This window comes from Streptomyces sp. NPDC003247, from assembly GCF_042888135.1.
Lineage (GTDB): Bacteria > Actinomycetota > Actinomycetes > Streptomycetales > Streptomycetaceae > Streptomyces.
This window is the reverse complement of sequence record NZ_JBIAPF010000004.1, coordinates 98,205-111,262: the sequence shown is the minus strand read 5'-3', so window position 1 is coordinate 111,262 and position 13,058 is coordinate 98,205. Positions and strand designations below refer to the sequence as shown.

At 73.7% G+C, this 13,058-nt stretch carries 13 protein-coding genes and 1 riboswitch; of the genes, 7 read left to right on the top strand and 6 right to left on the bottom strand.

Annotation, left to right across the window (positions count from 1 at the left end; genetic code table 11):
- Nucleotides 1-106: 106 nt before the first annotated feature.
- Complete coding sequence (locus tag ACFYWQ_RS14210) at nt 107-625, top strand: hypothetical protein (RefSeq protein ID WP_389516161.1); 519 nt, start codon at nt 107-109, stop codon at nt 623-625.
- A gap of 201 nt (nt 626-826) precedes the next feature.
- On the opposite strand, the gene ACFYWQ_RS14205 is transcribed toward ACFYWQ_RS14210, so the two are convergent.
- From ACFYWQ_RS14205 to ACFYWQ_RS14195, 3 genes are all read right to left on the bottom strand, one after another.
- Entirely contained in the window at nt 827-2,230 is a 1,404-nt protein-coding gene (locus tag ACFYWQ_RS14205; RefSeq protein ID WP_389516159.1) for a glycoside hydrolase family 43 protein, read from the bottom strand.
- Nucleotides 2,231-2,448: 218 nt separating this feature from the next.
- A complete protein-coding gene (locus tag ACFYWQ_RS14200; protein ID WP_389516157.1) occupies nt 2,449-2,916 on the bottom strand; it encodes a DUF3237 domain-containing protein in 468 nt (155 codons plus the stop codon).
- Nucleotides 2,917-3,069: 153 nt separating this feature from the next.
- Nucleotides 3,070-3,870 (bottom strand): GNAT family N-acetyltransferase, encoded by an 801-nt coding sequence (locus tag ACFYWQ_RS14195; protein ID WP_389516155.1) that lies wholly within the window; start codon nt 3,868-3,870, stop codon nt 3,070-3,072.
- 268 nt (nt 3,871-4,138) lie between these two features.
- Here ACFYWQ_RS14195 and ACFYWQ_RS14190 point away from each other — a divergent pair, with 268 nt between their 5' ends.
- Complete coding sequence (locus ACFYWQ_RS14190; protein ID WP_389516152.1) at nt 4,139-5,062, top strand: alpha/beta hydrolase fold domain-containing protein; 924 nt, start codon at nt 4,139-4,141, stop codon at nt 5,060-5,062.
- A 189-nt stretch (nt 5,063-5,251) separates the two neighbouring features.
- On the opposite strand, the gene ACFYWQ_RS14185 is transcribed toward ACFYWQ_RS14190, so the two are convergent.
- The gene (locus ACFYWQ_RS14185; RefSeq protein ID WP_389516149.1) at nt 5,252-5,458 is read right to left on the bottom strand and encodes a hypothetical protein; all 207 of its coding nucleotides are present in this window, start codon (nt 5,456-5,458) and stop codon (nt 5,252-5,254) included.
- 103 nt (nt 5,459-5,561) lie between these two features.
- A complete protein-coding gene (locus tag ACFYWQ_RS14180; RefSeq protein ID WP_389516148.1) occupies nt 5,562-5,897 on the bottom strand; it encodes a YnfA family protein in 336 nt (111 codons plus the stop codon).
- Nucleotides 5,898-6,286: 389 nt separating this feature from the next.
- A riboswitch (cobalamin riboswitch) is annotated at nt 6,287-6,500 on the top strand.
- A gap of 55 nt (nt 6,501-6,555) precedes the next feature.
- On the opposite strand from ACFYWQ_RS14180, the gene ACFYWQ_RS14175 reads away from it, so the two are divergent.
- The 3 genes from ACFYWQ_RS14175 to ACFYWQ_RS14165 all read left to right on the top strand — a co-directional run bounded on the left by ACFYWQ_RS14175 (nt 6,556) and on the right by ACFYWQ_RS14165 (nt 9,580).
- The gene (locus ACFYWQ_RS14175; protein ID WP_389516146.1) at nt 6,556-7,611 is read left to right on the top strand and encodes an ABC transporter substrate-binding protein; all 1,056 of its coding nucleotides are present in this window, start codon (nt 6,556-6,558) and stop codon (nt 7,609-7,611) included.
- Nucleotides 7,608-8,621 (top strand): FecCD family ABC transporter permease, encoded by a 1,014-nt coding sequence (locus tag ACFYWQ_RS14170; RefSeq protein ID WP_389516144.1) that lies wholly within the window; start codon nt 7,608-7,610, stop codon nt 8,619-8,621. Before ACFYWQ_RS14175 ends, ACFYWQ_RS14170 begins: the two co-directional genes overlap by 4 nt.
- A 137-nt stretch (nt 8,622-8,758) precedes the next feature.
- The gene (locus ACFYWQ_RS14165) at nt 8,759-9,580 is read left to right on the top strand and encodes an ABC transporter ATP-binding protein (protein WP_389517383.1); all 822 of its coding nucleotides are present in this window, start codon (nt 8,759-8,761) and stop codon (nt 9,578-9,580) included.
- Here the strand turns inward: ACFYWQ_RS14165 and ACFYWQ_RS14160 are convergent.
- A complete protein-coding gene (locus ACFYWQ_RS14160; RefSeq protein WP_389516141.1) occupies nt 9,574-10,371 on the bottom strand; it encodes an IclR family transcriptional regulator in 798 nt (265 codons plus the stop codon). The genes ACFYWQ_RS14165 and ACFYWQ_RS14160 overlap by 7 nt on opposite strands.
- Nucleotides 10,372-10,880: 509 nt before the next feature.
- On the opposite strand from ACFYWQ_RS14160, the gene ACFYWQ_RS14155 reads away from it, so the two are divergent.
- Nucleotides 10,881-12,665: a bifunctional sugar phosphate isomerase/epimerase/4-hydroxyphenylpyruvate dioxygenase family protein gene (locus ACFYWQ_RS14155; protein ID WP_389516138.1), complete on the top strand. Its 1,785-nt coding sequence runs from the start codon at nt 10,881-10,883 to the stop codon at nt 12,663-12,665.
- 128 nt (nt 12,666-12,793) lie between these two features.
- Complete coding sequence (locus ACFYWQ_RS14150; protein WP_389516137.1) at nt 12,794-12,949, top strand: hypothetical protein; 156 nt, start codon at nt 12,794-12,796, stop codon at nt 12,947-12,949.
- The last annotated feature ends 109 nt before the right edge of the window (nt 12,950-13,058 follow it).

Here is a 13,058-nt window from a genome sequence, read left to right as displayed (position 1 = left end):
CTCAGAAATCCGATACGGACGTTCCGCAGGAAAACGGTCGGCGGCCGATGTCCGGCCGTTCGGACGGCCGAGCGGTCGAGCGGCCTCGGTGAGGAGCACCGCCCCCATGTACCGCATCGAGTTCCACGAGTCCCTGGACCCCTCCGGCAACCGTGTGACCGAGCTGCGCCACGCGGGGCGCCCGCTCGGCCCTCCCTGCACGGAGACCGCGGCGGCGGTCCCGGGGTACCGCTACCTCCCGGTGTTCTTCCTGGCCAACGCGGTCTGCCTCGGCTGGTCACCCACCCTTCAGCGCCTCTGCCCCGGGGTGTTCCTGCCCGATCGTCCGGCGACCGCCCGCGAGGAGTCCGCCGAGCACGCCGCCGCCGCTCTCGCCCACGTCTTCGCCCTCGACCGGCTCGGCACGGACGTCGAGGACCTGCTGGATCCCGACCTGGTCACCGCGGCCGCCCACCTGAACACCCGTACGGCTCCGCACCTCGCGGCAGCCGACTGGGAGCGTGCGCTGTGGACCGGGCTGCGCGCTTGGCGCCGGCTGTACCAGGGGCTCGGCACGGCGGTCGTGGCCGACCCGGAACAGGGCTGCCTGCGCGTGACGGCGAGACCGCTGTCCGCACCCCGCTGACGTGCGGCGCCTGGACCGCACTGTCCCGCCGGGCGACGACCCGCGCATCCACGGCCGGCACGTGCACGGCTGTCGGACGATGGCCGACGGCAGTCACCAGCACGCCTCACTGATCCCGGCGGCCGTCCGGCCCGGCACCTGAACGGGCCACCCGGCGGACCGGCCGCCCGGTGACCCGTTCGTCTGCTGCCCGGCACTCCGTCAGTAGCCGACCGAGAAGGTGGCGTCGGCCTGGTCCGTGGTGGTCGAGATCGGGTCGATGCGCAGTGCGTAGGCGGAGTGCCGGATGTAGCGGGTGGGCTGGTTGTGGGAGCGGAAGGAGGCCCAGGAGGCGTCGGCCAGGCCGTTGACCCGGTGGAAGGTGGCGTCCTGGGCGAAGGTGGTGGTGCTGTCGTCGGTGTCCAGCCGGAGCTGGTAGTCGTAGTGGCGCAGGTAGCGGGTGGGGTAGTTGACCGACTGGAAGGAGATGCCCGAGGTGTCGGCCAGGCCGGGGACGAGGCGCCACTGGGAGTCGGTGTACGGGTCGAACGGGTAGGTGTCGATCCGTGCGGTGAAGTCGGCGTGGCGTACGTAGCGGTCGGGGTAGTTGTACGACTTGAGCCGGTTCCAGGTGGGTGCGCCCCAGCGGGTGACGAGGTCGGCGTACTGGGTGCTGGTGATGGTGGCGATGGTGCAGTGCTTGGCGTTGACCGGGTGGGTGTAGAGCTTCTGGTCGACCGGGGTCCAGGTGCCGGCGGCGAGGTCGGTGCTCTGCCAGGCGTAGAAGACGCCGTTGGGGGTGTAGGTGTCTCCCCAGAGGTACCAGGTGCCGGTGGTCAGGGACTTCACGAGGGTGGGTGCCTCGGTGCCGCCGTGGGCGACCGAGGTGCTGAAGGGCGTGAAGCTGCCGGGGTTCAGCGAGGTGGACCGGGCGCCGACCAGGCCGCCGGTGCTGCTGCTCTTGAAGTAGAGGTAGTTGACGCCGTTCACGCCGACGGCCATGTCGCCGTCGATGACGTCGTAGCCCGGGTCGAAGAACACCTGGGGGGCGGAGACGGTCGTGAAGTCGGTGGTGTGGTTGACCATGAGGACGTTGTGGCCGGAGGAGTTCACGGACGAGTAGATGATGGCGTACTGGCCGCGGGAGGCGTCCCAGAAGGCTTCCGGGGCCCAGCTGTGGGTGACCAGGTCGTGCAGGTGGGGGCGGCGGTAGTTGGTGAAGGTGCGCAGGTCGGTGGAGTCCCAGACGTGGATGGTCTGGCTGTTGTAGGTCCAGTCGGTGCCCTTGAGGTCGGTGGCGAGCACGACGAAGGTGCCGTCCTGCTTGCGCAGGATGAACGGGTCGCGCAGGCCGCCGGCTCCGGCGGTGGGGGTGACCACGGGGTTGTTCTGGTTCAGCGGCATCCAGTTCAGGGAGTCCGTGCTGACGGCGAGGTGCAGGCCGTAGTCGGTGCCGACGCCCTGGGGCGATTCGGTGAAGTAGCCCATGACGTAGGCGGAGTCGGCGGCGTGGGCGGGTCCGGTCCCCAGCGTCAGATCGGCGGCCAGGGCCAGGGAACCGGCCGCGGCGGAGCCCAGGAACAGTCTGCGCGACGGCATGGCCTGGGGGCGGGATGGTGCGCTCATCGGCTCTCCGGGTGTGTGCGGGTCGGGTGAGCTCACGGCGGCGGACGGGCGAACGGCGGCAGGACGCGTGGACCGTGGGAAAGGAACGGCGGCTCGGCACCTTCCGCATGGCCGATATCTCGAACGTGGTTCGGTCAGGCGGTCAGAAAGTAGAGCCCTGTCCGGGGCACGTCAATATTTTCGACGCGACTTCTCCTGCGGGAGCGGGTTCTGACGCGTCAGGTCACGCGGTGGACGACGATGGTCACGCGGTCGAGGCCGACCGGGGGACGCAGGTCGCCGATGAAGAGGGTGTGGTTCATCCACGCGTAGGGCCCCTCACCCACCTCGAAGCGAGGGTTGGTGCGGCAGTACCAGCCGTCCGGCTCACCTCCGCCGCCCGCGGAGATCCGTCGCACGGACGCCTCGTCCCGGGTGCCCCAGCCCTCGTTGGTGACCATGAGGTGGTGACCGTCGTCGGTGCGCAGGGTGTAGCGCGCCCACAGGTGGGTGACACCGTCCGGGCGGACGAGGTTCCAGTCGGCGCCGCCCGGCAGGACCTGGCCGCGGGCGTCCGGCCCGCTGAACGTGCCGCCGGTGATGGGGATCACCCGGCGCCGGCCGTGCGGGGTCTCGCCCACGTCGATCGGAGGAGCCAGCTCCACTTCCAGGGTGAAGGCGTGCCGGGTGCTGGGGGCGTGCGCCATGCCGTACTCCCGTCGTCGGGGGACACGCCCCGGCGCGGTCGGGGCGCCGGAGCGGTCCGGGAACGCAGGTCCGCGAAGTCGATGCACGATACCGGGCGCGACGGCACCGGCGACGCCCCGGGGGCACGGAGCCGGCCCTCGACCGACGGAGGGTCAGCTCTTCGATCCGTAGAAGTGCACCGGTGAGTTCGGCTCGAAACCGATGCGGGGGTACACGGGTGCCCCGGCGGCGGTCGCGTGCAGAGTGGCGCGGGTCAGTCCGGTCGCTCGGCCGCCTTCGTGCAGCGCCTTCCGGGTCACCGCCTCGCCGTAGCCCCGGCGTTCCCACGCGGGGTCCGTGGCGACGAGCACGACGAAGAGGCGTCCCTCCGCCTCCAGCGTCGCGGCGCACGTCACCGGGACACCGTCCCGCAGGCCGAGGTAGGCGTGCACGCCGGTCTTCCACAGCGCGGAGCCGAGGAGCCCGTCGCGGCCGTCCTCCAGCGGGAATCCGTAGGCGCGCGCGTTGAGGTCCGCGTACGCCCGCAGCTGTTCGTCGGTGCTCACCCGCGCGAACGTCAGGTCCGGGTGGACCGGGTCGGGCACGGGGAGCAGGTTCCCGGCCATGCCGGTGCCGGCGAAGGCGTGCTGGAGACCGGCCCGTTCGGCCGCCTCCGCCAGGCCCGCGCGCGCCCCGCCGTCGAGGAGGTCCTCGAAGAGCCACAGAAAGCCCGGGTGCTTTTTCGCGCGCATGATGTCCGCCGCCTGCGTCAGACGCCTCTCCAGGAGCACCGCGTCCGCCCCCACGTCGGTCAGCGTGACGCAGTTCCAGAACGCGAACCGGCAGTCGGCCCAGCGCACGGCGACGCCCGGCAGGTCCCGCACGTCCGCGCGCGGTTCCCGGTCGAGGACCAAGGCGCGCCAGACCGTGGCGAGTTGCTCCATCGATTCGATCGATTCCGTGAGACCCGTCATGGACAACCCCTCGTGCCGTGGAGTGCGTGGATGCTTCCGAGGAGTAACGAACGGCACCGGTCCAGGGTTCACGCCTGCCACAGGGCGTTTCTGAGGGACCTCCGCGGCGCCCGTTCCCGGCAGGCGGGCGGCGCCGCCTGCCGGGAACGGCCGCCGGGCGATCACACTGGTCCCGACAAGGAGCCCCGGGACCGGCGTCCTCGCCCGACACCGCCCCCGTCCCGGGGCGCGCCGCCCGCACCACCGACCCGACACCCTGGGAGCGCCCATGCCGATAGATCCCTTCCTCGCCGGGAAGCTGCACCTGCTCGACGGCCTCAGCCGGGAGGGCGCCGCGTCCGACCCGGAGGCGGGCGCCCGGCTCGCGGAGTACTACCGCGATCCCGGCGAGTGGAGCCTGCCGGACGTCTCGGTCGAGGACCTCGTGGTCCCCGGACCGCACGGCGAGGTGCCCGTCCGTGTCTACGCCCCGCGCGACGAGCCCCGCCGCGCGCTGCTGTGGCTGCACGGCGGCGGCTTCGCGGCCGGCGATCTCGACATGCCGGAAGCGCACACGGTCTCCGCCGAGCTGGCCGCCCGCGCCGGGGCCCTGGTGGTCTCCGTCGGGTACCGGCTGGCGGTGGACGGCATCCGCCACCCCGTCCCCGTCGACGACGCGCACGCCGCGTGGCTCTGGCTCCACGGACCCGGCCAGGTGCGCGGCCCCGTCGCCCTGGGCGGCGCGAGCGCGGGCGCCGCCCTCGCCCTGTCCACGGCGATCCGGCTGCGCGACCGGCACGAACCCCGCCCGGACACCCTGCTGCTGGCCTATCCGTTCGCCCACTTCCCGACCCCGGCCCTGGACGACGAGACGGCGGCGGCGATGCGGGAACTGCCGTCGCTCCTGCGGTTCACCACCGAGTCGATCGAGGGCATGGTGCGCAACTACGTCGGCCGCCTGACCGACCTGCCGGCGGACGCGATGCCCGGGGCGGCGAACCTGGACGACCTGCCCCCGACCGGTGTCGTCCTCTCCGAGTTCGACGACCTCCGGCCGTCCGGCGAACTCCTCGCCCGGCAACTGGACGAGCGCGGTGTCCCGGTCCGGACGTACCTCGCGGCGGGCATGACGCACGGCCACCTGAACCGCGGCCCCTCCCTCAAGGAGGTCGACCGGTCGCTCGACTTCTTCGCGAGCTTCCTCTCCGGCTGACGGGCCCGCCGTCGTCCCCGGGGAGTACCGGGTCCTCCTCCTGCGGGAGGACCCGGGCGCGCCGGCTCGTGCCCTGCCACCAGGCCACAGTGCCCGCACCGGCACGATGCCCCGGCGCCCCCCGCCACGCCAGGCTGGTCGTCCACCCGACACCAGATCTGGAGATCCGTTTCCCGTGGCCACCTCGCTCTACCGGTGGGGCCGGACCGCCTTCCGGCGGCGCCGGCTCGTGACGTTGTTGTGGGCGGTGCTGCTCTGCGCCGTCGGGGCGGGCGCCGCCACGGCACCCGCCGCCTCCGACGACGGCACGTCCTTCATGCCCGGCATCGACTCCACGCCCGCGACCGCGCCCAGTTCGTCGTCATCGCCTACCAGAGCGGCCTGGTCACCCCGCACCCGCACATCCGACCCCACGGCGGCCGGTGACACACGTGCGTCCGGCGCGAGCCGCGGCGGCACCGCCCCCGCCGGCTCGCCCGGCCGACGACGGCGGGCCGGCTCACCGCGCCCGTGGCGCGTACATGATTACGGCCATGCCGGCGAGGCAGACCAGGGCGCCGACGACGTCGTAGCGGTCGGGACGGTAGCCGTCGGCGACCATGCCCCAGGCGATCGATCCGGCGACGAAGACACCGCCGTAGGCGGCGAGGATGCGGCCGAAGTTCTCGTCGGTCTGGAAGGTGGCCACGACGCCGTACAGGCCCAGCGCGATCACGCCCGCCCCGGCCCAGACCCAGCCCCGGTGCTCGCGGACGCCCTGCCAGACGAGCCAGGCCCCGCCGATCTCGAACAGGGCGGCGACGACGAACAGGGCGACGGAACGGGCGACAGTCATGGGGCGACCCTATCGACCGGGCCGCTGCCGCGATCTCCGGCCGACCCTGAGGAGCCGTCGGGCCGTACAGGCGGCGGACGCCGGGGCCAGGACCGCCCGCGCGCCGGGTCCCGGACCGCCCGCGCGCGCCGGGTGCCGGGGCCGCGCCCGCAGCGGACGCCGGACTGCCTGTGCACCGGGCGCTTGCTTCCGGACCGTGTCCGCAGCGGACGCCTGCTCCCGGACCGTGCCCGTGCCCGTGGCCGACGCCCGTGATCTGGCCGTGAACCGGGCGCCTGCTTCCGGACCGCCCGCGCACCGGGCGCCTGCTCCCGGACCGTGCCCGCAGAGGACGCCTGCTCCCGGACCCTGCCCGCGGCCGACGCCGTGATCTGGCCGTACCGGTGGCTTGATAGCCTGCCGAGGCCAGTCGAGCCACATCCGAGGCCAGGGAATCCGGTGCGAATCCGGAACTGACGCGCAGCGGTGAGGGGGACGGGCGGGGCACGCGTGCCACTGGGAAGGGGACGGGCCGGCCGGCGGGCCGGTGCGGCACCGCACCGGGAAGGCGCCCCGCGCGGACGAACCCGAGTCCGAAGACCTGCTGGCACCGCCACGCCCCAGGGCGTGGCGGACGTCCGCAGGCCAGGCTCCGCGTACGAGCCCCGACACCCGAGGCATGCCCGTGCTCCGTTCCACACCGCCGCGCGCCCCGCGCACCGTAGCCCTCCTGCTCGCCCCCGCCCTCCTGCTCACCGCCTGCGGAGGCTCCGGCGGATCCGCCGCAGGAGGGGAGAAGGCCACCGCCGGTTACCCGCGCACGATCGTCGACTGCGGGCACCGCGTCACGCTGGAGTCGGCACCCCGGCGGGCCGTCTCCCTCAACCAGGGCACCACCGAGATCCTGCTCTCCCTCGGCCTCCAGGACCGCATGGCCGGCACCGCCACCTGGACCGACCCGGTGATGAAGGGACTGGAGAAGGCCAGCGCGTCCGTGCCGCGGCTGGCCGAGAACAACCCGTCCTTCGAGAAGGTGCTGGACGCCGAACCGGACTTCGTCACCGCCTCGTTCGTCTCCACCCTCGGCAAGGGCGGCGTCGCCACGCGCGAGCAGTTCGAGGAGCTGGGCGTGCCCACCTACGTCTCGCCGTCCGACTGCTCGGAGGGCAAGGACAACGACAGCGGCGGCGACGGCTCCCGCAGCGAGCCGCTCACCCTCGACGCCGTGTACGGCGAGATACGCGACCTGGCCCGCGCCTTCGACGTCGAGGCGCGCGGCGAGAAGCTCGTGGCGAGCCTCCAGGAACGGGTGCGCGAGGCCACCGCCGCACTGGACGCCTCCGGCGTCTCCCTCATGTACTGGTTCGCCAACTCCGAGTCGCCCTACCTCGCCGGCTGCTGCGGCGCCCCCGGCGCCATCACCCGGGCCGTCGGCGCGGAGAACGCCTTCTCCGACACACACGACGAATGGCCGCAGATCAACTGGGAGACGGTCGCCGACCGTGACCCCGACGTCATCGTCCTGGGCGACCTGAGCCGCAGGTCGCAGACGGCGGAGACCGCCGAGGCCAAGATCCGCTTCCTGGAGACCGACGCCGCCACCCGCAACCTCACCGCCGTGAAGAAGAAGCGGTACATCCTGCTCAGCGGCCAGGCCATGAACCCGTCGATCCGCACGGTCGAGGGCATCGAACAGGTCGCCGCCGGACTGCGCTCGTTCGGGCTCGCCGGGTGAGGCTGCGCGACACGCTCGTGACGGCCTGCGGCCTGCTCGTCCTCGCCGCCTCGGTCGCCGTCGCCGTGACGATCGGCCCGGCCGACATCTCCGCCTCGGACGTGTGGGCGTCGGTCGCCGCCCGTCTCGGGGCGGGGGAGAGCCGGCTGGCGCCGCTGCGCGACGGCATCGTCTGGAACCTGCGCATGCCCCGCACGATGCTCGCCGCCGTCTGCGGGGCGGGACTCGCGCTGTGCGGGGCGGTGATGCAGTCGCTGCTGCGCAACCCGCTCGCGGACCCCTTCGTGCTCGGGGTGTCCTCGGGGGCCTCCACCGGCGCGGTCGCCGTGGTCGTGCTCGGCGTGGGCGGCGGCGCGGTGTCCCTGTCGGGGGGCGCGTTCGCCGGGGCGCTGGTGTCCTTCGGGCTCGTCCTGCTGCTGAGCCACAGCCTCGGCGGCAGCACCGACCGCGTCGTCCTCTCCGGCGTCGCGGCGATGCAGCTGTTCTCCGCGCTGACCTCCTTCACCGTGCTCACCTCGGCCGACGCCGAGACGACCCGCGGCGTGCTGTTCTGGCTGCTCGGCTCGCTCTCCGGCGCCGACTGGACCGACGTACTGCTGTGCGCGGGCGTCCTGGCGGCCGTGCTCGGCGTCTGCCTCGGACACGCCCGCACCCTGGACGCGTTCGCCTTCGGGGAGGAGGCCGCGGCCTCGCTCGGCGTGCGCGTCGGCCGCGCCCGGCTGGTCCTGCTGTGCGCGACCGCGCTGCTCACGGCCGTCCTGGTCAGCTGCGCCGGGGCGATCGGCTTCGTCGGCCTGGTCCTCCCGCACGTGACGCGCGCCCTCACCGGCTCCGGCCACGCCCGCCTGCTCCCGGTCACCGCACTGGCCGGGGCCGTCTTCCTGGTCTGGGTGGACACCGCCGCCCGTACCGTCCTCGACCCGCAGGAGGTGCCCGTGGGCGTCGTGACGTCCCTGATCGGCGTCCCCGTCTTCGTGGCAGTGCTCCACCGCGGGAGGAGGAAGGCGTGAAGGACACTCACGCCGGAGCCGGAGCCGGAGCCGGAGCCGGAGCCCGAGCCGGAGCCGGAGCCCGAGCCGGAGCCGGGAGCGGGGCGGACGCAGGGACCGTGGCGGACAGGGCTGATACGGCGCACACGGCGCACACGGTGCACACGGCGGACACGGCGGCCGGGCTCCGCGCGAGCCGTGTCACCCGTCGTGCCGACGGCCGGCTCATCCTCGACGGCCTGACCCTCGCCCTCCGCCCCGGCGAGACGGTGGGCCTCATCGGCCCCAACGGGTCGGGCAAGTCGACCCTGCTGCGGCTGCTCGCCGGCGTCCTCGCTCCCACGGCCGGCGTCGTCACCCTGGACGGGCGGCCCCTGGCGCAGGTGGGCCGTCGCGCCACCGCCCGCCGTGTCGCCACCGTCGAGCAGCACGCCCACACCCAGACCGAGCTGACCGTCCGCGACGTCGTCGCCCTCGGCCGCATCCCCCACCGCCGGGCCTGGACGGCCGCCACGGCGGCGGACGCGCGGGCCGTCACCGAGGCACTGGAGCGCACGGGCCTGGCCGACCGGGCCGCCCAGTCCTGGCACACCCTGTCCGGCGGCGAACGCCAGCGCGCCCAGATCGCCCGCGCCCTCGCCCAGGAACCCCGCGAACTGCTGCTCGACGAGCCGACCAACCACCTCGACATCCAGCACCAGCTCGACCTGCTGGACCTCGTCGCCGGTCTCCCGGTCACCACCGTGATCGCCCTGCACGACCTCAACCTCGCCGCCATGTACGGCGACCGGCTGCTGGTGCTCCGGGAGGGACGCGCCGTCGCCGAGGGGACCCCGGGCGACGTCCTGACCGCGGAGCTGATCGAGGAGGTGTACGGCGTCCGCGCCGAGGTCACCACCGCGCACGGCCGTCCGGTGATCCGCTTCCTGCGCCGCGCGTCGCGCCGGCGGTCGGAGGAAGCTCCGTGCCGGGGTCAGTGACCGCTGCTCAGCGGGTGGCTGAAGCCCTGGGCGGAGATGAGGCGGGCGGCTCCGGCGAGTTCGGCGGCGAAGCGCTCCACGGCCTCGTACGGGAAGCGGTGGCTGGGCCCGCTCACGGAGAGGGAGGCGACGACCGCCCCCGAGCGGCCGGTGACCGGCACGGCGACGGCGGTGAGCCCCTCGTCGAACTCGCTGCTGCTGACGGCGTAGCCGCGCTGGGCCGTCTCGGCGGCCCCGGCGCGCAGCCGGTCGGTGTGCGCCTCGCCGTACGGTGAGGCGAGGGCGACCCGGCGCAGGACGGCGTCGGAGGCGTCGCGCAGCAGGACCTTGGAGGAGGCGCCCGCCCACAGCGGCTGTTCGTCGCCGACGTCGACGACGTGGCGCAGGGGGTGGGGGCTCTCCTCGTGCGCGACGCAGACGCGCTGGACGTCCCGGGCGACGAAGATGTTCACGGTCTCGCCGAGCCGGTCGGCGAGGTCGCGCATCACCTTGCGGGTCTCCCGCGGCACCTCCCACCGGCCGCGGGCGAGGTAGGCCCAGCGCCACAGCCCGGGGCCCGCCGTGTAACCGGAGGGGTGCGAGCCGAGCAGCCCGGTCTCCTCCAGGGTCTGCACCAGGCGCAGCGCGGTGGTCTTCGCCAGCCCCGTGGCCTCCGTGATCTCGCGCAGGGTGACGACCGGCCGGTCCTCCCTCAGCAGGTTGAGGATGTCGACGGCCCGGCGCACACTGCGCACGCCGGTGCCCGGCTGCTCCCGTTCGTCCTCGGCCCGCGCCGTCTCGCCGCCGTCCACCCGTCGTCTCCCTGCTTCGTGCCGCCCGTCGCGGACCCCCGTCGGCCACAACGGCAGTCCGCTCTGCGGACCACGGTAACCGCAACGACGCGGGCGCCGTACCGGGATCCGGGAAGGCGGCCTCCACCCCCTCCCGGGTGCCGTGTGCCGGTCTTCGTGGTCCGCTCCGCGGATGGAGCGCGGCGGTAGGACGTCACCCTTGCCAGAGCGGCGCCAGGCCGGTGGGCAAGGGGAGGGCAGGGGTGTCGGTGCCGCCTGGACGCTGACCGGCGGAGGTCCGTCGCGGGCGGCGCTTCCTTGTCCGGTGCCCCACCCTCCTCTACTGTGACCGTACAGTGGACCTGTCGATCCACCTAGTGGTCAGCTTGGAGTTCCAGTGACAGCAGCAGTTCTCACGACGACGGCCGGGCCGGCGGCGCCCGGACGCGGGGCGAGCGCCGGCCCGGCCGGACGCGCGGACCGGACCCGGACCAGCGTCGGCCGGACCCGGACCAGCGTCGGGAGGACGCATGCGTAAGTCGATCGCCACCGTCTGCCTCAGCGGCACGCTCACCGAGAAGCTCACGGCCGCCGCACGGGCCGGCTTCGACGGGGTCGAGATCTTCGAGAACGACCTGGTCGCCGCCCCCCTCAGCCCCGAGGAGATCCGCGCCCGCTGCGCCGACCTCGGCCTGAGCATCGACCTCTACCAGCCGATGCGTGACATCGAGGGCGTCCCCGAGGAACTCTTCGACCGCAACCTGCGACGCGCCCGGCACAAGTTCGACCTGATGCGCAGGCTCGGCGCCGACACCGTCCTGGTCTGCTCCAACGTCTCCCCGCAGACCCTCGCCGACGACTCCCTGGCCGCCCGGCAGCTCGCCCGGCTCGCCGACCTCGCCCAGGACCACGGCATCCGCGTCGCCTACGAGGCGCTCGCCTGGGGACGGCACGTCAGCACGTACGACCACGCCTGGCGCATCGTCGAACAGGCCGACCACCCCGCACTCGGCGTGTGCCTGGACAGCTTCCACATCCTCTCCCGGGGCTCCGACCCCCGGGGCATCGAGGACATCCCCGGCGAGAAGATCTTCTTCCTGCAACTCGCCGACGCCCCGCTGATGGCGATGGACGTCCTCCAGTGGAGCCGCCACTACCGCTGCTTCCCCGGCCAGGGCGGCTTCGACGTCACCGGTCTCGTCCGCCACGTCCTGAACGCCGGCTACGACGGCCCGCTCTCCCTGGAGGTCTTCAACGACGTCTTCCGCCAGGCCGACGCGGGCCGCACCGCGGTGGACGGACTGCGGTCGCTGCTCGCCCTGGAGGAGAACGCCGGCGTCTCCCCCCTGCCCGCCCCCGTCGTCCCCTCGGGAGTGGCCTTCGCGGAGCTGGCCACCGGCGACCCCGAGCCCGTCGGCACGCTGCTCACCGCGCTCGGCTTCGCCCGCACCGGCCGCCACCGCGGCAAACCCGTCGAGCTGTGGCAGCAGGGCGCCGCCCGCGTCCTGGTGAACACCGGCACCTCGACGCGCCGCTCGGGAACCACCCTCGCGGCCATCGGACTGGAGACCCCCGACCCGGCGGCCGCGGCACGGCGTGCCGAGGCCCTCCTCGCGCCCGCGCTCCCCAAGCGGCGCGCGGTCCACGACGTCCCCCTGGAGGCCATCGCCGCACCGGACGGCACCGAACTGCTCCACTGCGCGACCGACCGGCCCGGACTGCCCAGCTGGACCGACGACTTCGAGCCGCTCCACGACGCCCCGAGCCCGGCCGGCGGCATCACCGGCATCGACCACCTCGCCCTCACCCAGCCCTGGCACCACTTCGACGAGGCGGTCCTCTTCCACCGCGCCGTCCTGGGCCTGCGACCGCACGACAGCGTCGACCTCGCCGACCCCTACGGCCTCTTCCGCAGCCGCGCCCTGACCGCCCCGCACGGCGGACCCAGGATCGTCCTCAACCTCGCGCCCGGCCCCGACGACGCGAGCGGAAGCCGCCCCCAGCACGTCGCCTTCGCCGTCGAGGACATCGTGACGACGGCGCGCCGCGTCCGGGAGGAGGGCGCCGAACTCCTGCGGATCCCGGCGAACTACTACGACGACCTCCAGGCACGGTACGAGCTCCCCGCGGACGAACTGGAGACGTACCGCGACCTCGGCATCCTGTACGACCGCGACGAGCGGGGCGGCGAGTTCCGGCACTGCTACACCGCGACCGTCGGCCACGTCTTCCTCGAACTCGTACAGCGCACCGGCGGCTACGGCGGCTACGGCGCCGCCAACGCCCCGGTCCGCCTCGCCGCCCAGCGGAGGTAGCCGGGGCACCGGGTGTCAGTGGAGATCTTTAAGGTGTAGGGGGTGGTCCGGTGCCGCCGCCACCGCAGGTGCGGCGACCGGGGCCGGACCACGGACACCGTTCCCGCACCGTGAGGAAGTCACCGGCCATGTTCCAGGAGACCCCGATCTACGCCCGCCTCATCACCGAACGGGGTGACGTGCCCGACCAGGTGCGCCGCGACGCCGAGCGGATCCACCGCGATCTGGCACGTGTCATCACACCGGGCCCTCCGTCCTTCCCCCCGGCCCCCTACAGAGCCTGACGGCCGCTCCCGGTGGACCCGGCCCGCGGCGCACGACGAGCGGCGCCGCGTCCCCGGCACCCGGTTCACCGAGTGCGGCCGGTTCACCGAGCGCGGCCGGTTCACCGAC